Raw genomic sequence first — 22,542 nt, forward strand, 5'->3', positions numbered from 1 at the left:
CCGTCTGGCAGACTGCATCTATAGATTACCCACCTGACCGGATTTTGCCATACAGAAAGACAGCCGGGATATCTCCCGGCTGCCTTCCGCATAAAAATATAAGTAAAAGAAAATATAGGGTAACTGTTCAGTCAGGTCTGCGCATTTACTGCGCTGACCGTGCAAAAGAGTAATGGCGGCAGGTATTCGCCCCATCGCGAAGCGATTTTTAATGGGCGAATACCCGTAACGATTCAGCTGGCTGAATCGTTACAATACAGGCTTATTTATTCTGGCTCTTTGCAGCCTCTGCCATTTTCATGGCGCGAACCTTCAGCGGCAGACCGAACAGAGTGATAAATCCATCTGCATCGTGGTGGTCATACAGGTCTCCGGTTGTGAAGGATGCCAGTGACTCGCTGTACAGGCTGTACGGAGAAGTGGTACCGGCTTTGATGATATTGCCTTTGTACAGTTTGAATTTCACTTCACCTGTCACATACTGCTGTGTGCTTTCCACAAATGCCTGGATCGCTTCGCGCAGCGGTGTGAACCATTTTCCTTCATATACAATCTGGGCAAACTGGCTGCCCAGTTTTTTCTTTGTCTCCATGGTATCGCGGTCCAGGATCAGTTCTTCCAACTGGTCATGAGCCTCCATCAGGATGGTTCCGCCCGGTGTCTCATATACGCCGCGGGATTTCATGCCTACAACACGGTTTTCCACGATATCAATGATACCGATACCATGCTTTCCGCCCATGGCATTCAGCTCTGTAATGATTTCGGAAACCTTCATGGATTTTCCGTTCAGGCTTGTGGGAATACCTTTTTCAAAGGTCATGGTCACATATTCCCCTTCATCCGGAGCTTTCTCCGGTGTTACGCCGAGAACCAGCAGGTCATCATAGTTGGGCTCCTGTGCCGGGTCTTCCAGTTCCAGTCCCTCATGGCTGATGTGCCATAAGTTACGGTCACGGCTGTAGCTGTGACTTGCGTCAAAAGGAAGGTTGATGCCGTGTGCTTTACAGAACTCTATCTCATCCTCACGTGACTGCATGGTCCATACATCTGTCATACGCCATGGAGCAATGATCTTCAGATCAGGAGCCAGAGCTTTGATCCCAAGCTCAAAACGAATCTGGTCATTTCCTTTTCCGGTAGCACCGTGGCAGACAGCAGTGGCGCCTTCTTTCCTTGCGATCTCAACCAGTTTTTTGGCGATTCCGGGACGGGCCATGGAGGTACCAAGCAGATATTTGTGCTCATAGACAGCACCTGCCTGAACGCAGGGAACAATGTAATCGTCACAGAATTCGTCGATGATGTTTTCAATATATAATTTGGATGCGCCTGATAATTTGGCACGTTCGTCCAATCCGTCCAGCTCATTTCCCTGTCCGCAGTCTACACAGCAGCAGATAACTTCATAATCAAAATTTTCTTTCAGCCACGGAATCAGTGCTGTTGTGTCCAGTCCGCCTGAATATGCTAAGATAACCTTTTCTTTCATGATAAATTCCTCCTGTATTTTCCTTTTTCTATGTACCGGAGCATATCCGAATCTGCATTCCTGCAGCCCGTGTGCCCCGCTCTAAAATTTTGTATTTGCTTTCGACATGATTTACTATACAACAACTTTAATATTTATGCAATAGTAAAATGAAAAAAATGTAAAAAAATTTTATGTATCATTTTACTTGATATCAAAGTTTCCTTAATTAATATATGGAATAACAAATGTGTGTGTCAGAAAAAAACTGGAAAATTTCTCAAAAAAAGGCTTGCATATTATACAGAAAAGATGTATGATTATGCAATCGAGGGAAACTTTTATGCATCATGCTGCAGACAGGATAAAGCTTTACTATGCAAAACAACTGGAGTATGATAAAGGTATACACAAGCGGCCAAAGCGCTGCGGAAATGAAAGAAGATAAAGATTACTTAAGAAAGGTTGTTGAAGAACATGATAAAAGCAGGAATCATCGGGGCAACCGGCTACGCCGGCGGCGAACTTGTCAGATTACTTTTAAATCATAAAGAAGTGGAAATCAAATGGTACGGTTCCAGAAGCTACATAGATAAAAAATACTACGAGGTCTACCAGAATATGTTTAAGCTGGTGGATGACAAATGTATGGATGACAATATGGAGGCCCTGGCCGACGAAGTGGATGTGATCTTCACAGCAACACCCCAGGGCTTATGCGCGTCTCTGGTGAATGAAGAGATCCTCTCCAAAGTAAAGATTGTGGATCTGAGCGCAGACTTCCGTTTAAAGGATGTGAAAGTATACGAGGAGTGGTACAAAATCCAGCATAAATCCCCGTCCTTTATAGAAGAAGCCGTCTACGGCCTCTGTGAACTCAACCGGGAGGACGTGAAAAAGGCCCGCCTGGTGGCAAACCCGGGCTGTTATACCACTTGCAGCATTTTAACCTGTTATCCTCTGGTAAAAGAAGGTCTGATCCGGCCGGAGACACTGATCATTGACGCAAAGTCAGGAACCTCAGGAGCGGGCAGGGGAGCAAAGATTGACAATCTCTACTGTGAAGTCAATGAAAATATCAAGGCATACGGTGTGGCAACCCACCGCCATACACCGGAAATAGAAGAACAGCTTGGGTACGCGGCAGGCAGAGCGTTCTGTCTGAATTTTACCCCCCATCTGGTGCCCATGAACAGGGGAATCCTGGTGACTGCCTATGCCTCCCTGACAAAGGACGCAGACTATGACACCATCCGTGCAGCCTATGAAAAATATTACGGCAGTGAGTATTTCATCCGCATCCTGGATCAGGATGTATGCCCGCAGACGAAATGGGTGGAGGGCAGCAATTTTGTGGATGTGAATTTTAAAATCGACAAGAGAACAAACCGCGTGATCATGATGGGCGCTATTGATAACCTGGTAAAAGGTGCGGCAGGCCAGGCGGTGCAGAATATGAATCTGATGTTTGGATTTGAGGAGACAGAGGGCCTGAAGCTGGTGCCCATGTTCCCGTAAGTGATAGGAGGACGAAGCAGATGAAAGTTATTAACGGCGGCGTGACCGCAGCACAGGGATTTCAGGCAGCGGGAATCGCGGCGGGAATCAAAAAAGGAAATGCCAAGGACATGGCTATGATATACAGCACAGTACCCTGCAAAGCGGCCGGTACTTTCACCACAAATGTTGTAAAAGCAGCCCCTGTCAAATGGGACCAGCAGATTGTCTATCATGCGCCGGCAGCGCAGGCGGTTGTCTGCAACAGTGGGATCGCCAATGCCTGTACAGGGGAAGAGGGCTTTGGATACTGTAAAAAGACAGCTCAGGCGGCGGCCGAGATCCTGGGAATCCCGGAAGATTCTGTGCTGGTGGCTTCCACAGGCGTGATCGGAAAACAGCTTCCCATGGATATTCTGGAAGCGGGCGTGAAGAAAATGGTGCCCCTGCTCTCGGAAACGGCAGCAGCAGGCACCCTGGCCGCGGAATCCATCATGACTACAGACACTGTGAAGAAGGAAATCGCGGTGGAGACGGAGATAGACGGAAAGAAAGTGACCATCGGCGGAATGTGCAAAGGCTCCGGCATGATCCATCCCAATATGTGCACCATGCTGGGATTTGTGACCACGGATGTGAATATCAGCAAAGAACTGCTCCAGGAAGCACTCAGCGACAGTGTAAAGGATACCTACAACATGGTCTCCGTGGATGGCGACACCTCCACCAATGACACGGTTCTCCTCCTGGCAAACGCACAGGCACAGAATGCGGAGATCACAGAAAAAAATGAAGATTATGCCAAATTCACAGAGGCTCTCGGCTATGTAAATACCTGGCTGGCAAAACACATCGCAGCAGACGGAGAGGGTGCCACCGCCCTGTTCGAGGTTAAGGTGATCCACGCCGAAAGCAAAGAACAGGCAGTGACCCTGAGCAAATCCATCATCACCTCAAACCTTACGAAAGCCGCTATTTTCGGGCACGACGCCAACTGGGGACGTATCCTGTGCGCCATGGGATATTCCGGAGCGCAGTTTGACCCTGAAAAAGTGGATTTATACTTTGAGAGCGCAGCGGGCAGCCTGAAGATCATAGAGGACGGCGTGGCAACCGGATACAGCGAGGAGGAGGCCACAAAGATCCTGTCAGAAAAAGAAGTGACTGCCATTGCGGATATCAAGATGGGGGATGCCGAAGCTACCGCATGGGGATGTGACCTGACGTATGACTATGTAAAGATCAATGCGGATTACCGCTCATAATGCATAATGTCTCAAAGACGGAACAGTTACACAAATATTTGACGGAGGATATAGAGAAATGGTGAATCAGAAATATCTTGATAAAGCGGAGGTGCTGATCGAGGCGCTCCCGTACATACAGCGTTTTAACAGGAAAGTCATTGTTGTAAAATACGGTGGAAGCGCCATGGTGGATGAACAGCTCAAACGCGACGTGATCAAGGATGTGGTACTTTTAAAGCTGGTTGGCTTTAAACCCATCATTGTCCACGGCGGCGGCAAGGAGATCAGCCGCTGGGTGGGTAAGGTCGGAAAAGAGGCAAAGTTTGTAAACGGCCTTCGCGTGACAGACGATGAGACCATGGAAATCGCGGAGATGGTCCTTGGAAAAGTGAACAAGGAGCTTGTGACCCTGGTGCAGTCCCTGGGTGTAAAGGCAGTGGGGATCAGCGGAAAAGACGGCAGCCTCCTGAATGTCAGCAAAAAACTCTCCGACGGTCAGGATATCGGCTATGTGGGCGATGTAAAAACCGTAAATCCAAAGATTCTCTATGATCTGCTGGAAAAGGATTTCCTTCCTATCGTGTGTCCGATCGGCCTGGGAGATGATTTTGCCACTTACAATATCAATGCGGATGACGCGGCATGTGCCATAGCATGCTCCATGAAAGCGGAGAAGCTGGCATTCCTCACAGATATTGAGGGTGTGTACAGAGATCCGGAGGACCCTTCCAGCCTCATCTCCGAACTTTTTGTAAAAGACGCGAAGAACCTGATTGAAAACGGCAATGTGGGAGGCGGCATGATTCCAAAGCTGCAGAACTGCATTGATGCCATAGAGGAGGGTGTTTCCAGAGTCCATATTCTGGACGGCAGGATTCCGCACTGCCTGCTTTTGGAAATTTTCACAAATAAAGGGATCGGTACAGCGATCCTGAGGAAAGGCGAGGGGAAATATTATCATGATGACCAGGAGTAATGCATATATGGAACGGGCGGAGAATGTAGTTCTCCACACCTACAACCGTTTTCCGGTGGTTCTTGAAAAGGGAGACGGCGTCCGTCTTTACGATGTGGACGGAAAAGAATATCTGGATTTTGCAGCGGGCATTGCTGTTTTTGCGCTGGGCTACAACAACCAGACATATAACCGGGCACTGAAAGACCAGATCGATAAAGTGATCCACACGTCAAATCTGTTCTACAATGTGCCCATGGTGGAAGCGGCTGAGAAGCTTACAAAAGCCTCCGGCCTTGACAAGGCGTTTTTCACCAACAGCGGCACAGAAGCCATTGAGGGTGCGATCAAGGTGGCCAGGAAATATGCCTGGCTGAAGGACAAGAAAACAGACCACGAGATCATTGCCATGAAGCATTCCTTCCACGGCAGAAGCTTAGGCGCTCTGTCCGTAACGGGAAATACTCACTATCAGGAGCCATTCAAGCCTCTGATCGGCGGTATTAAATTTGCCGACTTCAATGATCTGGAGAGTATAAAAAGCCAGATCACGGAGAAGACCTGTGCCGTCATTATGGAGACTGTCCAGGGTGAGGGCGGCATCTACCCGGCAGAACCGGAGTTCTTAAAAGGTGTGCGTGCCCTGTGTGACGAACATGATATCCTGCTGATCCTGGATGAGATCCAGTGCGGCATGGGCAGGACCGGATGTATGTTTGCCTTCCAGGATTACGGCGTGGAGCCGGATGTGATGACAACCGCAAAAGCTCTGGGCTGTGGTGTTCCTGTCGGGGCCTTTGTGCTGAATAAAAAGACAGCAGAGAATTCCCTGGTACCCGGTGACCACGGAACCACATACGGCGGAAATCCTTTTGCCTGCGCGGCAGTCAGCAAAGTTTTTGACCTGTTTGAGAGTGAAAAGATCACAGAGCATGTAAAAGAAGTGTCTGCATATCTGGAGAAAAAGCTGGATGCCCTGACAGAAAAATATGATTTCCTCACAGCCAGAAGGGGAAAAGGCCTGATGCAGGGTCTTGTTGTCTCCGGCCGCCCGGTGGGAGAGATCGTGACAAAAGCCATAGAGAACGGCCTTCTTGTCATTTCTGCAGGAAGTGATGTTCTTCGTCTTGTACCTCCGCTTGTGATCACAGAGGCGGATGTGGATGAAATGATTGAAAAGCTGGAGAAAAGCTTTTTGCCTGACTGATGATTTTTTACGGTCAGCACAGGAAATGCGCAGACCTGCTGCATTCTTATAAAAGAGTGAGCGGACTGTCCGAAATGGATGGTCCGTTTTGCCATTTCCATAAAGATTCGCATAAAAACAGCCTATCGGGACATTCTAGTTAGAAAAAGGATGTGGAGGGATTTTTTATGTGGGGTCTTTTAGTTGCACTTCTGTCAGGTGCGCTGATGAGCGTACAAGGTGTATTCAATACAGCGCTGACAAAACAGACGAGCTTGTGGGTATCCACAGGATGGGTGCAGATTTCAGCGTTTCTGGTCTGTATTGCAGCCTGGCTCTTTACAGGAAGAGACAAGATAACCGACCTGGCAAGAGTGGATCATAAATACATCTTACTGGGCGGAGTCATAGGCGCTTTTATCACCGTAACCGTTATCCAGAGCATGTCTTCCCTGGGCCCGGCCCGTGCGGCAATGCTCATTGTGATCGCACAGCTTGCCGTGGCGTATCTGATTGAAGTATTCGGTATCTTCGGCGTGGAGAAGGTTGGTTTTGAATGGAGAAAGCTGATCGGCATGGCAGTGGCTATTGCTGGTATCGTCATATTTAAGTGGGAAACATGACAATGGAAGAACAGGAAAGACGTATTTTGGATGGCCGGCAGAAATTTCTGCCGGCCGTCTGCAAAAGCAGAGAACAGAAAATCGCTTTGGGATGGGCTGGATGTCTGTATATACGCAGACCTGCCTGGACTTATTACACAGAAGCTGCAAATCAACAGTTGAAAAAATGAATGGCCTAGATTAAAATAAAAGAAGAAACTCTGGAAAAAAACACCAAGGAATTACGAGAGTCCGTCAGGGAGAAAAATGAGGGAAGAGAATGTCATATAACAAGGCTATGATGGCACAGTTGAACAAGAAGATAGTGCTGGAGATGATTCGGACACAAGGCCCGATCAACAAAGCGGAGATCGCAAGGAAGGCTGAGCTGAGTATTCCTACAGTGATGAAGATCACAGAGGAATTTGAACGGCAGAATCTGGTGAAAACTATCGGAAAAGGTGAGTCTACAGGAGGAAAAAGACCTGATTTACTGGAATTTGTTTCAAACGCTTATTACATAACAGGAATAGATATCGGCCGCCATTACGTGAAGATCGTGATTATCGATATGGCGGCTGTCATTATGTCAAAGGAATGTTTTCCTACCACAGAGGAGGATATCAAAAAGCCGGAACAGTTTCTGGAAAAAATAGCATCCCATGTGGAGGCCCTGATCATAAAAAGCGGTATTTCCAAAGAACGTTTTATGGGAATCGGCATCGGTATGCCGGGCATTCTGGATTATGCAAAAGGGGATGTTATCTTCTCGCCTGATTTTAACTGGGTAAATGTGCCTCTGATGCGCATTTTTCAAAACCGCCTTCCGGATTTCAGGATTCTTTTAGAAAATGCAAACCGTGCTCTGGCAATTGGAGAATACACCTACGGTGCAGCAAAGAACGCAGAATATATACTATGCATCAATCTGGGGTACGGCATAGGAGCTGCTATTATTGAGAACGGAGAGTTACTGTATGGAAAAAGCGGAACCTGCGGTGAATTCGGGCATATGATCATGGAGTCTGACGGACCGCTCTGCGACTGCGGCAATCGAGGATGCCTGGAGGCGCTGGCTTCCGGCAATGCCATTGCGAAACGGATGGAGCAGGAAATAAAAGAGGGAAAGCAGAGTCTGGTCAGCAGAATGGCATCTGAACAGGGAAGAATAGAAGCAGAGATGGTGTTTGAGGCAGCCAGGGCGGGGGATATATTAAGCCGGAAAGTTATAGAGGAGGCAATGGAGTATGTGGGAATAGCCATAGCCAGCAGTATTAACCTGCTGGACCCGGATGCGATCATTCTTGCCGGCGGTCTGACAAAATCCCAGGATTTATTTTTTGAGCAGATGCAGAAAACCGTTGAGAAATATAAAATGAAGTATACCGGAAAAAATGTTGTGATAAGAATTGGTACATTGGGAGAATATGCCACAGCCATTGGCGCTGCCACTATGCTGACAAGGCTGTTTATAGAAAAGGGCGGGGCGTTCTGAGAAGTCGGACGCCCCGCGAAGTTTTTCAGGGACTTTTCGGCGCCCCAATCATCTCTCCATAATTAATGTTAAAATGCACAAAAAGGGGTTGACAATGAAAGAATAGTACGTTATAATTCACATATAAAGTTAGTTAAGTTAATTAAGTAACTCCGAAATATGGAAGACATCTGAGCGTACCGGAAAGAAAAAAAGATAATTTGTCTAAATATAGCGAAATTATTTTTTTTATTCAGTTAGTTAGTTAAATTAAGTAAGTTATTAAGGAGCAGATAAAAGTGAAATATGATAAATTTGCAATGGCGCAGATGAACCGGAGTATGGTTTTTGATCTGATAAGAAGAAAAGGGCCTATCAGCCGCGCGGAGATTGCGCGGACTATCGGCCTTAGTATTCCAACAGTCATGAAAATAACAGAGGAATTTTCTCATAAACAGTTTGTGCAGGATGTGGGAAAGGGTGAATCCAGCGGGGGAAAGCGCCCGGAGTTATTGGAGCTGGTACCAGACTCGAAATATATTATCGGAGTAGGGGTAGGGCGCAGTAAAACCAATGTGCTGATGATGAATCTTGCCGGGGAGGTATTTATCCGTGAAATCATGGAGACTGGAGGCACAGCTGTGCCTGAGGTATGGATATCCAGGCTGATTCAGGTGATAGAGAATGTGATACGCGAGAGCGGACTGTCCAGGAAGCAGATATTAGGTATGGGAATCGGCATGCCGGGAATTCTGGATGAGAAAAGCGGAAAGGTTCTGTTTTCCCCTGATTTTAAATGGGAGAATGTTGACATGTTAACACCCATCCGTGAACGGTTTAAGATGGACATTACAATTGAGAACGCAAACCGGGCACTGGCTATGGGAGAATATTATTTCGGGGCAGGTGTGGATTCCAGAAATTTTCTAGTGGTAAATCTGGGACACGGAATTGGTTCTGCTATCATGCGGGAAGGGGAGTTTTACAGGGGAAGTTCAGGAAGCAGCGGAGAGATTGGCCATATCATCCTGGAGAAAAACGGTCCAAAATGTAACTGCGGCAACCTTGGCTGTCTGGAGGCTATCGCGTCGGGAAATGCTATCGCCAGAGATGCCAAGATCGCTGTATTGGAAGGCAATGCAACGAAAATAATGGAACTGGTTAATGAAGATATCAATCGTATTGAAGCGAAAACAGTATTTGAAGCGGCGCGTCTGGGGGATCGTCTGGCAATACAGATAACAGAACGGGCCATGCAGTATATTGGAATCGGACTGGCAAATTATATTAATCTGCTGGACCCAGACCTGATCATTTTATTTGGGGGTCTGACCAACGCAGGTGATATTTTTTTAAAGAAAGTAAAGGAAGTGCTTCGCGAGAGGCAGATGAAATTTGCAGGAAGGCAGGTGAAATTGGTTATTTCTCAGATGGGTGAGAACGGCACCGCAGTCGGATCCGCATCCCTGGTGCTGAAGAAGTTTATAAAATATGGGAATTAGATCCGGAAAAAATGTCCTAAGGGTACAGCAAAAATTATGGAGGTATTAATTATGAGTAAAGGAATGAGAAAGAAAATCGCAGTGCTTTTGGCAGCAGTTATGGCATCAGCAGGACTCTCTGCCTGCGGCGGCAATACAGGCGCGGACGGGGGCCAGGATGCTGAAAGTAAGACAGAGACAAAGACAGATGAGGCAAAAACAGATTCTGAAAAGGAAGGGAGCGGGGAGGAGATCACTATCCGTCTTCTTACAAGAATGTCAGGCGCTGACAGCGGAACTAAGCTGAAAGAGGAGGTCCTTCAGGAGTTTCAGGAAAAATACCCGGATATCACTATCCAGGATGAGAGTACAAATGACAGCAACAGCTTTACGAACCAGTTCAAAACAGATATTGCATCCGGCAATGTGGCGGACATTATCCAGTGGCCCGGCATCAGTATCATGAAGGAATATGCAGACACGGGAGTTTTTCTGGACCTGACCGATTTAATTGCAGAGACACCGGATATCAAAGACAATGTGGATTCCACACTTCTTGATATGATGGAACTGTCGTCTGTCGGAACAGAGGGGACATACGCACTGCCCATTAACAATCAGATGGAAGTCTTCTATTACAACAAAGAACTGTTCCAGAAAGCAGGGATTGAAAAAGCACCGGAGACCTGGGATGAATTCTATGATGTATGCGATAAACTCAAAGAGTCAGGGGTCACGCCATGGGTTGTAGGTGCTTCCAATGCATGGCGGGTAGTACATATCCAGACAGGACTTCTCTACAAGATGTGCGGAGTGGAAAAGGCAAAGGAACTGGGCGGAAGAAAAGCAAAATGGACAGATGAAGATGTAGTGGAAACGATTGCGTTTATACAGGACCTGGCAGACAGAGGAATCTTCGGGGAAGATTATCTGGGCCTTGATTATGAGACAGAAAAAGCTATGTTTGTCAGCGGACAGACAGCCATGTCATTTGACGGAAGCTGGAGGATCGCAGAACTTAAAGACATGGAGGACAATGTAGGTGTATTCCGCATGCCGTATTTCACTGACAGGGAAGAATTTAAGGACAATGATATTGCATATCCGTCACAGTTGGAATTGGGCGGCCACCTGAAGGATGAACCGGAGAAACTCAAATATGTGTGGGAGCTTGCCAGCATGTTTGCCAGCAAGGAGACCCAGCAGAGATATGCCTATGACTGCGGCAACATTCCAGTCAGAAATGATGTTGAACTGGAAACTGACAAGATGAGTCCTCTTCTTGCTGATCTGCTCACGATAAAGGAAAATGATGTTAAGGTATGGGGCAGTGATGCCTGGGCTTACGATACAGTGGCAGTATTGGAGGATATTGTGGGAGAAGCATTTATCGGCGCACTTACCGGAATGACAGCAGATGAAGCGGCAGAACAGATTCAAAGCCGGTTGGAAGCGGCTGGTTCAGGCCAGTAACCGGAAGTAACATCAGGCCGCTGCAGTTTGGCTCTGCAGCGGCCTTTTCAGAAAAGGAGGTACAGCAATGGAGAGAATAAGAAGGAATAAAAAGGCAGTGTTATGTTTTCTGATGCCGGGATTCCTTTTATATACAGTACTTTTAATGGTTCCTATCGGCGGTTCCCTGGTCATGTCCTTTTTTAAGTGGAATGGAATCAAAAATGTCCCCATGGTATTTGTGGGATTCAGTAATTTTAAGGCGGTTATTACAGATGCCATGTTCTGGCATTCCATCAAAAATATTATGTGGTTCATGGTGCTGACATTGTGTACGCAGCTTCCCATTGGGCTTCTGCTGGCGGTTATGCTCAGTGAGCGGTTCAGGGGATATCGTTTTTTTAAGTTTGCGTATTTTGTACCTCAGGTACTTTCCACAACCGTTATTGGTCTTCTTTGGTACTTTATTCTGATGCCCACAGGAGTTCTGAATACCATGCTTCAGGGAATTGGTCTTGACAGTCTGGTGAAAAGCTGGCTGGTAGATAAGAATACGGCCATGACAACTATTATTCTGGTGAATACATGGTGCGGCATCGGGTTTCATATGACTGTCAGTTACGCTGCTATTTCAGGGATTCCTGACGATGTGGTGGAGGCAGCAAAACTGGACGGAGCGGTGGGATTAAAAAAAGTGTTCCATATTATCATTCCAATGATATGGGAATCGATCATTTCCAGCATCGTTGTGATCGTAACCGCAGTATTGAAAACGTTTGATCTGGTCTATGTTATGACAGAGGGAGGTCCAAACGGTCTGACCGATGTGCCCAGTACACTTTTATACAAAGAGGCTTTCCGGTACAATGACTTCGGAAAGGCATCTGTTATCGGTGTTTATATCTTTATTTTGAGCGTTATATTTACTGTCATAAGTCTCCGCATTACAAAACGGGAACGGCTGGAGTATTAAGGAGGAAGAAAATGAACGATCATACTAGAAAAATAACGAAAAAAATAATATTATACCTGGTTTCTTTTTTCTTTCTTTTTATTTTCATTTATCCGCTGTATTTCGTTATAATTTCATCTGTTAAGACAAATACGGAAATTTTTACTTCACCATTCAAATTTCCTTCGGAATTTCATTTTGAAAATTATAAGACAGCCATTGAAATAGGAAATATAGGAAGGCAGTTTTTAAACAGCATGTTTCTGGCGATTGTGACACTGGCACTTACGGCTCTGGCTGCAAGTATGGTTTCTTTTGCAATCTCCCGCCTTCGTTTTAAGGGACAGGGTGCTGTCAGAGTTTATTTTGTCATAGGAATGATGGTGCCAATCCAGAGTATCATTGTACCTTTGGCCTGGGCGATCAATAATTTTGATATCAGAGATAATTATCTGATCTTGATCCTGCTTTTTACAGCGTCCCATATGCCGCTGGCTACCTTTATCATAACAGGCTCCATGAACAGCCTTCCCACATCCCTGGAGGAAGCCGCGATCATTGACGGATGCAGTATATATAAGGTATTTACAAGGATTGTTCTGCCCCTTGTGAAGCCTGCGATCGCAACAGTTGGTATATTTGTATTTATGTACACATGGAATGACCTTCTGGTCTCCATGGTGTTTATAGGTAAGGCGGAACTCAGAACCATCTCGGTGGGTCTGCTTAATTTTGTGGGAGCCAGGAAAAGTGATTACGGCGCATTGATGGCAGCTATCTTCATAGCCATTCTGCCGCCTCTTACCATGTATCTGGTACTGCAGGAAAATGTAGTGAAAGGGCTGACAAGCGGTGCTAACAAATAAAAAGGAGAAGAAAATTATGGGGATAAAAGTAAAGGATTGGAAAGAACTGACGGATTACCGGACACCGGACTGGATGAAAAAAGCAAAATTCGGGATTTATACACACTGGGGTGTTTACAGTGTGCCGGCATTTGGTCCAAATGTTTCCTGGTATCCGTATAAGATGTATCAGGAGGGGACCGACCAGTTTGCCTATCACTGCAAGCATTTCGGGCACCCTTCCAAGACGGGATATAAAGATTTGATCCCCATGTTTACCGGGGAAAAATTTGACGCTGCGGAATGGGCAGAATTATTTAAAAAAGCAGGTGCGAGATTTGCAGGTCCTGTGGCGGAACACCACGATGGATTCAGCATGTGGGACAGCCGTGTCAATGAATGGAATGCAGCAGCCATGGGGCCTAAGAGGGATGTGGTAGGAGAACTGGAAAAAGCAGTGCGGAAGCAGGGTATGCACTTCATGACAGCTTTCCACCATGCGGAAAATTGGAAATTCTATCCTCACTGGGTAAAGGAATATGACACCTCAGACCCAAGATACGCAGGTCTGTACGGCGAGGCGCATAATATGGACTGGGGATCTGACAAAAGATATCTGCCGGAACCGATCCGCTGGTCCGATACCATGGACGGCGCTATAGACAGGCAGTGGATCGCACAGGACCTTCCGAGCGCGGCGTTTCATGAGAAATGGTTTATTAAGCTGAAAGAAGTCATAGATGCATACAGCCCGGATTACATATGGTTTGATTTCGGTCTGGCTTTTATCAATGATTATTATCAGAGAAAATTTCTCACTTACTACAGGGATATGGCGGAGAAAAATGGTCAGAAGACAGTTGTCTCCTACAAATGGAACCACCTGCCTGTGGGCACGGGTCTGATTGACCTGGAACAGGGAAGGTTCGCGGAAGCTACATACCATGACTGGATCACGGACACTACAGTGGACGCGGGAGAAGCCTGGGGATATATGCAGGATGCAGAATATAAATCAGCCAAATCCCTGATCCATTATCTGCTGGACAATGTAAGCAAAAATGGATATCTGCTTTTGAACGTGGGGCCAAAGCCGGATGGAACCATCCCGGAAGAAGCCAGGAAAATACTGCTGGAAATGGGGGCATGGCTAGAGGAAAACGGAGAGGCAGTCTATGATACCACACCGTGGCGTACAGCAGAGGAGGGTCCTACTAAAATGACCGGTTCCGGTGCCTTTAGTGAGATGGATGAAGTGGAATATACACCGAGGGACATCCGGTATACCATGAGAGATGAGTATATCTATGCATCTGCGCTGGGAAGAATAGGAGACCAGGTGGCGCTGCATCATATACTTCCAATGGTCTATAAGGAGGAGATTGAAAGCATAACCGTTTTAGGTGACGGACAGCCGCTTACATGGAGTGCAGAAGGTGATGTTCTTCTTATCGACACGGCAAAGGCCAGGAAAAACAACATTGCTACTGTCCTGAAAATCAAGAGAAAGAATATTTATATGTGACGGGGGGCGTGCGTATGAAGAAAAAGTTTGAATATGAACAGACAACAAAAATTATTTTCGGAAGCGGCTGTATTAAAGAGCTTCCCGGTCTGGCAGCAGGCCTTGGAAATAAAATCCTTTTGGTTACCGGCAAAAAAAAGTCTTCCAGGGAAAAGTTATATGACAGGATTACAGAAAGCCTGCGAAACAGCGGCCTTACCGTTTTTCATTTTGACAAAGTATCGCAGAATCCCACTACAAAATGTGTGGAGGAGGGAACTGCTATTGCCGAAAAAGAAGGCTGCCAGGTTGTGATCGGTCTTGGGGGTGGTTCTGCCATGGATACGGCAAAAGCCATTGCCGTGGCAGCCGCAAACGAAGGCACGGCGTGGGATTATCTGTTTTTTAAAAATCCGCAGCCGCAGGCAACGCTGCCTGTGATCGCAGTTCCCACAACAGCGGGGACAGGGTCACAGGTCACGCAGGTTGCAGTCATGACGGAGACAAAGACCTGTACCAAGAGTGCTATTTTTAACAACCTGATTTATCCCCGCGTTGCGCTGATCGACCCGGAGCTTGCAGTATCCATGCCTGCCCATATAACTGCATCCACCGGTTTTGACGCTTTTTGTCACTGCTTTGAGAGCTATATCAATGTAAAAGCTTCTCCGTATACGGACATGATCGCACTTGAAGGGATAAAATATGCTGCCCAATATCTGAGAAGGGCGGTAAAGGATGGTGAAGATATGGAAGCCAGGGAAGGGATGGCCTGGGCAGATACCTGCGGAGGTCTGGCTATTGCCAACGCAGGCGTGACACTTCCCCACGGTGTGGGTATGACGATCAGCGGACATTGCCCTCAGATCATGCATGGGGAATCCCTGGCCTTGACATATCCGTCCTTTTTACGGTTCACCTGTCTGGCAGCAGAGAAAAAATTTGCAGAGGTGGGACGCATTTTCAATCCTGCCCTGAAAGATGTCTCTGATTCCAGGGCCGCATCGGAGTGCTGCGAAGAAATAGAAAAACTGATGAAAGATATCGGAATGTGGCTGAATTTCCGCCAATTCGGTGTTGAATATGAGATGCTTAGAAGAATAGCAGACAGGGGACATGAATTGCCTGATTATCAGGCAAACCCCAGAATCGCAGATATTGAAGAAATCTACAGAGAACTAAAGGAGGGATATAACCGTGTCTGAAAAATCAGCAAGTTATCTTGACAAACTTTTTGGACTTGAAGGCAGGACCGCTGTTGTAACAGGCGGAAACAGGGGAATCGGACAGGTAGTGGCCAGAGGGCTGGCCAGCGCGGGAGCCGAGGTTGTCGTTATAAGCCGTTCGGGAGGAGCGGAAACGGTGAAACTCATTTTGGAGGACGGCAATAAAGCCTATGACATCAAGGCTGATGTAACCGATGAGAAGAGCGTGGACCGGGCAGTGGAGGAGATTGAAAAGAGAAGCGGCGGTATTCATGTATTGTTTAACAATGCCGGCATCTGCATTCACAAAAGCACCTTTGAGGCCAGCATAGAGGAGTTCAGGCAGGTGGTTGACGTGAATCTGACCGGGGAGTACATTATGGCGCGGAGCGCTGCACGCCTTATGGTACAGAAAAAGATACACGGCAGCATCATCAACATGGCATCCATGTCAGGGACCATTGTAAATATACCTCAGTGGCAGGCTTCCTACAATGCATCGAAGGCGGGAGTTATCCATCTGACAAAGTCCCTGGCCCTGGAATGGATTCCCTATGGCATCCGGGTGAACAGTTTAAGTCCGGGATACATCTCCACGCCTATGTCCGTAGACACCCCCCAGGAGCTGAAGGACGCCTGGAAAGGGATGATGCCATACGGCAGGATGGGGACTCCTGAGGAACTTATCGGGGCGGTTTTATATCTTGCCGGGGATTCTTCCGCGTATACGACCGGAACCGACCTGATTGTGGACGGCGCCTATGTCTGCCAGTGATATTCCGGCAGGTTTTGTCGAACACATTTTCTTGCAATTTTTCCATGCCCTGCTATAATGTTTCTTAAAGAAAGACGCAAAATGGAAGGGGTCAGTATATGAGTGAAACCAGCTATTCGGTTTCTGAGACGGCGAAGCTTTTGGACGTGCAGTCCCATGTCCTGCGCTTTTGGGAAGATGAGCTGCACCTGCCGATTGACAGAAACGAAATGGGACACAGATACTACACCCGATATGATATCCAGGTACTTCTGGCTATTAAAGAACTGAAGAAAAAGGGACTTGCATTAAAAGAGATTGGCAGCCTGATTCCCTTTTTATATAAGGATGAAGAAAACCGGGAAGAGGCAGTACACAGTAAAAAGACACAGGAAAATACACCTAAACAGCCGCAGCCTGTGAAAAGTCAGGAAAGACCAAACCATAACCAGGACAAGCCATGTGAACCGGTACGGCAGAGGACCGCAGAGCCTGCAGAGCAGAAAAGGGAAATGTCCGCTGCCAGAAAAAACAGAAAGGCATCTGCAAGAAAAGCATCCGGCAAAAAGAACCGGGCAGCTCAGAACAGAGCCGTGACAGGCAGGCCGCCGCAGTCTGTAGGAAAGGCCGAGACAACAGAAGCGGACAACAGGGTACCGGCTGAATTTATGGAAATACTGGACAGGCTGGTAAAGGAACGGATGCGGACCCTTCATTCCGGGGAAGAGCGTTATAAAAGGCTGGATGAGAGAATCAGAATATGTCAGAAATCCCGCAGGGAAGTGGCAGCAGCCATGGAACAGGAGCGGCAGAAGAATAAAAAGTTGTTTAAGAAAAAAAGATAATAAAAAACACAAACCTGCGTGATACAGGTTTGTGTTTTTTTAAAGTTATTAACCCTCTACGATTGCTTCTGTAGGACATGCTTCTGCACAAGTTCCGCAGTCAACACATTTGTCCGGATCGATAACGTATTTGTCATCGCCCTGGGAGATAGCTTCAGATGGGCATTCTCCTTCGCAGGTTCCACAGCTTACACATTCGTCTGTAATTACGTATGCCATACTTAAAATCCTCCTTTTATAATTTCTGAATCATACCTAATCTGGCCCAGGACCTGCCGCAGCAGTACATTGGGAAAATTCGATGGTATAAGATTCAGCTCTTACGCATATTCTAATATATTTGGTATTAGAATACAAGTCTTTATTTCTAAACAATCCGTGAATTTCGAGAAGAAAAAGAAAACCGGAGAAAAACAGTTGAATATAGGAGAAAAAGAGTTTATAATAATACACAGTACGAAAAAAGGAGGAAACTATCATGACAATTTCCAAAGATATGACAATCGGCGAATTACTCCGTGTGGATGAAAATATTGTTCCGATTCTGATGAGAGCCGGTATGCACTGCATCGGCTGTCCTTCCGCTCAGGGTGAAAGCCTGGAAGAAGCTGCCATGGTTCATGGAATTGACGCAGATGTTCTGACTGCTCAGATCAACGATTTCCTGGCAGATAAATAATGAAAAGTGAAAAGCCCCGGCGGTCTCCACAAAGAAGTGGAGGTCCGCCGGGGCTTTTTACTTTTACCAGCATCCGGTTATAGGGCTGCTAATTTCTGTAGTGCTTTATCCGCAATGATGCGTTCGCTGTGCTCTTGGAGATAGGCTTCCCCTGCCTGTGAGAAGGCACTGCCTTTTCCGTACTCGGAGAGCATGTTGCAGACTTTATTGAAATCGGATGGAGTATTTTCGGACTGGTGGATCACCAGCTCATATTCCCCTGTTGCACTGTCTTTGTACAGGGAGTTTACGCCCTGGAAGAAGTTATTCAGGCCGCGGGCTGCACGGATCACGCCGTCCAGGTCCTGAAAACGGTACTGCCGTATGAGACGGACAGGTACTTCCGGTGTCTCAGATGGTGCCGGGGTTTTTACTCCTTTTTTCTTGGCTGCATTTTTTGCTTTTGCCTCGTAGATTTTCTGGAATACATCGATGATATCATCGGCTCCCTCAAATTCTAAAGGAGGCTGAGCATTGTCTCCTGCAGGTCCGCCGAAAGGTGTGAATTTGGAAAAACGTGTGTCCAGTTCCTCCGGGTCTTCCACCTTGGTGATGATCAGGATAATGCTGTCGGCAGAAACCGGGATCGCCTCGATCATCAGCGGTATATTGTCGGCCTCAAAACCGAATTCATAGTTTGCCTGCTGCATCATATCACGGAACAGGTCTTTGGCCTTTTCCGTACCATAAGCCAGTTCACTTAAACGAATCTGACGGTCTTCCAAATCAGCCTTTGTGAGCGTGCAACGTATCTGGTTGTCGTTGATTTTTTCTATCTTCATTTTATCACATCCTGTCTATCTGTCGGTTCTGCCGTCTGGCAAAACAAAGATGCTGGTATCTCATTTATATTATATACTATGAAACGCCGGTATGTAAAGCGCTTCATACTTTTTTCATATATGTGGAAAAAATTAAAAATATGATAAAAAAGGAAAATAATTACATAAAACAGCTTGCTAAGACAAATTCATGTATGATATAATGATTTTCACAGACAAAGAAGGAGTGCTGTAAAATATTTTACAGAGGGGAGTGATGATATCCCGTAGGCCTTCGTCAATGACAATATTCTAAGTTTTCATTTCAGGCGGCGTCTGACCGCAGGCAGAGAGTACATTCTGTACGATTTGCATGATCCCATGTGACAGAACACTAAGACCATGGATTTATTTTTATTATGGGGATTACAGCGCCTTTCTTTATCTGTAATACTGGAACCGCGTTTCAAGAAGAAAGGAGAGGACAGAGGTATAATATATCACGAACTTTTGTCCACAGCAAACATGAAGAAAGACAAGGAAACCAGAGCGCTCCGATGTGAGCTGGAGACTTACCGGCGTCAGGGGATTCCCCTTTTACTAAACGGAAGCCCCAGCACGCCGGAAGAGATTGAACAGGCATGCAGTATCGCAGAGGAAGGTGTCTATATGCGCGACTATGTGCAGAACGAAAGAGGGGAGGTGGAAAGACTGCAGTTTGATTTCGTGAAAAATGAGTAAGCCATAGATGTAACCCTGTAATATTTGCGTTCCCGGTATGTATAACAGGGGGCCGGAACAGGGAAAAACCCTGGGAGTTTCAGGGCTTTTCCCCAATCCGGCTGTTAAGTTTTCCCGAATTTCCTACTATTAAAAAAATATAAATTGTCGAAGAAAGTAATGACGAACGGAAAAAGTATGTTATAATGGTGGAGAAATGCGAGAAAAAATAAGGAGTTTAATTATGAGTCAAAAGAAGAGAAGGCGGAGGAGAAGAAGGAACAGCAATGCCGTTATGGTGCTGGTAGTCATCCTTCTGATCGTTGTGGTTGCAGCTGTGGGAGTGCTGACTGCCGCGATCAAGAGACATACACCTTCCGATACGAGAATGAATCTGAACACTTACTATGGATTGGAGAAAGAGGATGACGTGGCCCTGGTGCTCCAGAATACAGTGAGTGATACGAAGGGCAAATGGATGGACGGAAGGGTCTATCTGGATTATGAAACAGTGTCAAATGTGCTGGGAGGGCGTTTTTACTGGGAAGCGGACAGCAGCCAGATGCTCTACACCACACCAAAGGAGATTCTTGCCATAGCACCTGAGAGCACGTCTTATACGGTGAATGGTGAAAATAAAGATGAAGGTTATAAAATCATCCGCCAGACAGATGATAAAATTTATCTGGCCCTTGATTTTATTCAGAAATATATGGAGATCACCAGTACGGTGACCGAAAGTCCAAACAAAGCGGTGATCCGCTATCAGTGGGGCAGTGAAAAGATCGTAAAAGCAAAGAACGATACCGTGATCCGTTACCGCGGGGGCATCAAGAGTGATATTCTGACGGATGTGGCAAAGGGAACGGAACTGACGCTTATAGAAGAGCTGGATAACTGGTCCCAGGTAGCAACTTCTGACGGCTTCAACGGCTATGTGTCCAAGGAGGACCTCACAGCCCCTGAGGAGAAGAAGGCAGAATATGACGGCAGCTATAAAGAGGAGTTTACCAGCCTGACAAGAGACCACAAGATCAATCTGGCATGGCACCAGGTTACATCAGAGGATGCCAATGCAGGACTTGCCCAGACACTGGAGAACATTACGGGAATCAATGTGATCTCACCTACCTGGTTTTCCGTTACCGGGGCAGAGGGAACCATCTCCTCCCTTGCCAGTGCGGATTACGTGAACCTGGCCCATGAAAAGGGGCTGGAGGTCTGGGGACTGATCGACAATTTCAATAAAGATGTGAGCACTCTGGACACGCTGTCTAACCGCACATCCAGGGAACATCTCATTCAGAAACTCATAGAAGAGGCAGTAAGGGTAGGGCTGGACGGCATTAATGTGGATTTTGAGGCACTGACGCAGGAGGAGGCGCCCCATTTTATCCAGTTTATACGCGAACTGTCCATATCCTGTCGGAAAAATAACCTGGTGTTGTCTGTAGACAATCCGGTTCCGCAGTTTACCTCCTTTTATAATAGGAAGGAACAGGGAATCGTGGCGGATTATGTCATTATCATGGGATATGATGAACACACAGACGGAACAGAGGAAGCAGGTTCTGTCGCCTCCCTGCCTTTTGTGGAGGAGGGAATCCAGCAGACCTTAAAGGAAGTTCCGAAGAATAAGGTGATCAACGGAGTTCCCTTCTATACAAGGCTCTGGTTTACTGACAATGCCGGCACTGTAACGAGTGAGATCATGGGTATGGACCAGGCAAGTAAAATTGTGACAGAGATGGGCATGGAAATGTACTGGAACAAGGATGTTTCGCAGAACTATGCGGAGCTGTCAACAGACAATGGTTTATATCAGATGTGGCTGGAGGATGAGCAGTCACTGGATGCCAAGATGCAGCTTGTACAGAAGTATGAGCTGGGAGGCGTGGCAGAATGGAAACTGGGATTTGAGAGGGCTGACGTTTGGAATACCATCAGCCAGTACCTGCAGTAAAAACAGCAGGATGTGATGCAGAAAGGAACAGGTGGAGTAATGGGAGAACATGAAATATTTAAAACCACGATCATGGGGGGATTTGATAAGGAGGACGTATTAGAACAGGTGCAGCGAATGAAGGATGAAGCTGCTGCTGAACAGTTGAGACTGAAAAAGCTCATCTCAGAAAAGGATGCCAAGATCGCAGAGCTTATGAAGCGCATTGAGTTAAAGGACGCGCACCAGGAGCGACTGGAGATGGAGATCCACGAGAAATACCAGAAGTATATTGACAATTATGAAAGCATCGGAAAACTGGTCTTTGACGCTCAGTTAAAGTCAGATGCTATGATCAAAGATGCTGAGGAGAAATGCAACACCATGATCTCCGAGGCGGAGGCAGAGGCAAAACAGCGGGTGGAGGCTGTACAGTCTGAGATCGATGACAAGCTTCGGGAAGGCAAGAAAAAATACATAGCTGTCCAGGATGAGATGAATGAGATTGTTCAGCTCATCAACCAGGCGCAGAAGCGTTTCATGGCTTCCTATAAAGAGGTGCACCAGATCATCAGCACAATGCCCACTTCACTCAATGACATTGAGGAAGAACCGGAAGTGGAACTTCCCCAGCCGGTGGAGGATGCGGAGGAGCTGCACCTGGGAGACACCCAGGAGCTGGACCTTTTAGATGCTCTGGATGATATTGCGGAGCTGGAAGAGTTTGAGGAGGAGGAAGACGAAGACTCCAAACTTGCCATGCAGATATCCAGGCTGCTGAGTGAGGAAGACGAAGCCCTTCTTGAGGAAGAACTGGAAAACGAAAAATAAGATTCATTGCCCCGGGAGGATAAAGTCCCGGGGTTTTTTGAATTTATTTCAAATATGTGGTAAAATACACTTGTATCTCTCCCTGCTGCCATTTACAATG

General features: G+C 46.7%; 21 protein-coding genes. 18 read left to right on the forward strand and 3 right to left on the reverse strand.

Features of this window, described 5'->3' with window-relative positions; translation table 11 throughout:
* Nucleotides 1-262: 262 nt before the first annotated feature.
* Complete coding sequence (locus tag V8Q34_RS12725; protein WP_033141008.1) at nt 263-1,492, reverse strand: argininosuccinate synthase; 1,230 nt, start codon at nt 1,490-1,492, stop codon at nt 263-265.
* Between the two features lie 456 nt (nt 1,493-1,948).
* On the opposite strand from V8Q34_RS12725, the gene argC reads away from it, so the two are divergent.
* The 14 genes from argC to V8Q34_RS12795 all read left to right on the forward strand — a co-directional run bounded on the left by argC (nt 1,949) and on the right by V8Q34_RS12795 (nt 17,470).
* Nucleotides 1,949-2,989 carry an N-acetyl-gamma-glutamyl-phosphate reductase gene (gene argC / locus V8Q34_RS12730; protein ID WP_187370709.1) on the forward strand — a complete coding sequence of 347 codons (1,041 nt, stop codon included), beginning with the start codon at nt 1,949-1,951 and terminating at the stop codon, nt 2,987-2,989.
* Between the two features lie 20 nt (nt 2,990-3,009).
* Entirely contained in the window at nt 3,010-4,233 is a 1,224-nt protein-coding gene (gene argJ / locus V8Q34_RS12735; protein ID WP_033141005.1) for a bifunctional glutamate N-acetyltransferase/amino-acid acetyltransferase ArgJ, read from the forward strand.
* 58 nt (nt 4,234-4,291) lie between these two features.
* Complete coding sequence (gene argB / locus V8Q34_RS12740) at nt 4,292-5,191, forward strand: acetylglutamate kinase (RefSeq protein ID WP_033141004.1); 900 nt, start codon at nt 4,292-4,294, stop codon at nt 5,189-5,191.
* A complete protein-coding gene (locus V8Q34_RS12745; RefSeq protein ID WP_335835605.1) occupies nt 5,175-6,377 on the forward strand; it encodes an aspartate aminotransferase family protein in 1,203 nt (400 codons plus the stop codon). The genes argB and V8Q34_RS12745 overlap by 17 nt, the downstream gene beginning before the upstream one ends.
* Nucleotides 6,378-6,544: 167 nt before the next feature.
* Nucleotides 6,545-6,979 (forward strand): DMT family transporter, encoded by a 435-nt coding sequence (locus tag V8Q34_RS12750; protein ID WP_033141002.1) that lies wholly within the window; start codon nt 6,545-6,547, stop codon nt 6,977-6,979.
* A gap of 259 nt (nt 6,980-7,238) precedes the next feature.
* On the forward strand, nt 7,239-8,453 hold the full coding sequence (locus V8Q34_RS12755) for an ROK family transcriptional regulator (RefSeq protein WP_335835606.1): 1,215 nt from the start codon (nt 7,239-7,241) through the stop codon (nt 8,451-8,453).
* A 278-nt stretch (nt 8,454-8,731) separates the two neighbouring features.
* Nucleotides 8,732-9,934, forward strand: a complete 1,203-nt coding sequence (locus tag V8Q34_RS12760) for an ROK family transcriptional regulator (RefSeq protein WP_052099388.1) — start codon at nt 8,732-8,734, stop codon at nt 9,932-9,934.
* Between the two features lie 51 nt (nt 9,935-9,985).
* On the forward strand, nt 9,986-11,386 hold the full coding sequence (locus V8Q34_RS12765) for an ABC transporter substrate-binding protein (protein ID WP_335835607.1): 1,401 nt from the start codon (nt 9,986-9,988) through the stop codon (nt 11,384-11,386).
* A 67-nt stretch (nt 11,387-11,453) separates the two neighbouring features.
* Complete coding sequence (locus V8Q34_RS12770) at nt 11,454-12,338, forward strand: carbohydrate ABC transporter permease (protein ID WP_033141000.1); 885 nt, start codon at nt 11,454-11,456, stop codon at nt 12,336-12,338.
* 11 nt (nt 12,339-12,349) lie between these two features.
* Nucleotides 12,350-13,183 (forward strand): carbohydrate ABC transporter permease, encoded by an 834-nt coding sequence (locus V8Q34_RS12775; RefSeq protein ID WP_335835608.1) that lies wholly within the window; start codon nt 12,350-12,352, stop codon nt 13,181-13,183.
* A 16-nt stretch (nt 13,184-13,199) separates the two neighbouring features.
* The gene (locus V8Q34_RS12780) at nt 13,200-14,687 is read left to right on the forward strand and encodes an alpha-L-fucosidase (RefSeq protein ID WP_033140999.1); all 1,488 of its coding nucleotides are present in this window, start codon (nt 13,200-13,202) and stop codon (nt 14,685-14,687) included.
* 14 nt (nt 14,688-14,701) lie between these two features.
* Nucleotides 14,702-15,871 (forward strand): iron-containing alcohol dehydrogenase, encoded by a 1,170-nt coding sequence (locus V8Q34_RS12785; RefSeq protein ID WP_335835609.1) that lies wholly within the window; start codon nt 14,702-14,704, stop codon nt 15,869-15,871.
* Entirely contained in the window at nt 15,864-16,646 is a 783-nt protein-coding gene (locus tag V8Q34_RS12790) for an SDR family oxidoreductase (protein WP_181014417.1), read from the forward strand. Before V8Q34_RS12785 ends, V8Q34_RS12790 begins: the two co-directional genes overlap by 8 nt.
* A 98-nt stretch (nt 16,647-16,744) precedes the next feature.
* Nucleotides 16,745-17,470: a helix-turn-helix domain-containing protein gene (locus V8Q34_RS12795; RefSeq protein ID WP_052099381.1), complete on the forward strand. Its 726-nt coding sequence runs from the start codon at nt 16,745-16,747 to the stop codon at nt 17,468-17,470.
* 48 nt (nt 17,471-17,518) lie between these two features.
* Here the strand turns inward: V8Q34_RS12795 and V8Q34_RS12800 are convergent, their stop codons facing one another.
* Nucleotides 17,519-17,689 carry a DUF362 domain-containing protein gene (locus V8Q34_RS12800; RefSeq protein WP_033140995.1) on the reverse strand — a complete coding sequence of 57 codons (171 nt, stop codon included), beginning with the start codon at nt 17,687-17,689 and terminating at the stop codon, nt 17,519-17,521.
* A gap of 259 nt (nt 17,690-17,948) precedes the next feature.
* On the opposite strand from V8Q34_RS12800, the gene V8Q34_RS12805 reads away from it, so the two are divergent.
* Nucleotides 17,949-18,149 (forward strand): DUF1858 domain-containing protein, encoded by a 201-nt coding sequence (locus tag V8Q34_RS12805; RefSeq protein ID WP_033140994.1) that lies wholly within the window; start codon nt 17,949-17,951, stop codon nt 18,147-18,149.
* 77 nt (nt 18,150-18,226) lie between these two features.
* Here the strand turns inward: V8Q34_RS12805 and V8Q34_RS12810 are convergent, their stop codons facing one another.
* Nucleotides 18,227-18,970, reverse strand: a complete 744-nt coding sequence (locus V8Q34_RS12810; protein ID WP_054351883.1) for an adaptor protein MecA — start codon at nt 18,968-18,970, stop codon at nt 18,227-18,229.
* A 381-nt stretch (nt 18,971-19,351) separates the two neighbouring features.
* Here V8Q34_RS12810 and V8Q34_RS12815 point away from each other — a divergent pair, with 381 nt between their 5' ends.
* The 3 genes from V8Q34_RS12815 to V8Q34_RS12825 all read left to right on the forward strand — a co-directional run bounded on the left by V8Q34_RS12815 (nt 19,352) and on the right by V8Q34_RS12825 (nt 22,442).
* The gene (locus tag V8Q34_RS12815) at nt 19,352-19,690 is read left to right on the forward strand and encodes a hypothetical protein (protein WP_225305366.1); all 339 of its coding nucleotides are present in this window, start codon (nt 19,352-19,354) and stop codon (nt 19,688-19,690) included.
* Between the two features lie 223 nt (nt 19,691-19,913).
* Complete coding sequence (locus V8Q34_RS12820; protein WP_033140992.1) at nt 19,914-21,632, forward strand: glycosyl hydrolase family 18 protein; 1,719 nt, start codon at nt 19,914-19,916, stop codon at nt 21,630-21,632.
* 15 nt (nt 21,633-21,647) lie between these two features.
* Nucleotides 21,648-22,442, forward strand: coding sequence for a hypothetical protein (locus tag V8Q34_RS12825; RefSeq protein ID WP_225305365.1), 795 nt, complete (start codon nt 21,648-21,650; stop codon nt 22,440-22,442).
* Nucleotides 22,443-22,542 lie beyond the last annotated feature (100 nt).

This window comes from Blautia sp. JLR.GB0024 (assembly GCF_037000545.1).
In the GTDB taxonomy this organism is placed as follows: Bacteria; Bacillota; Clostridia; order Lachnospirales; family Lachnospiraceae; genus Blautia; species Blautia celeris.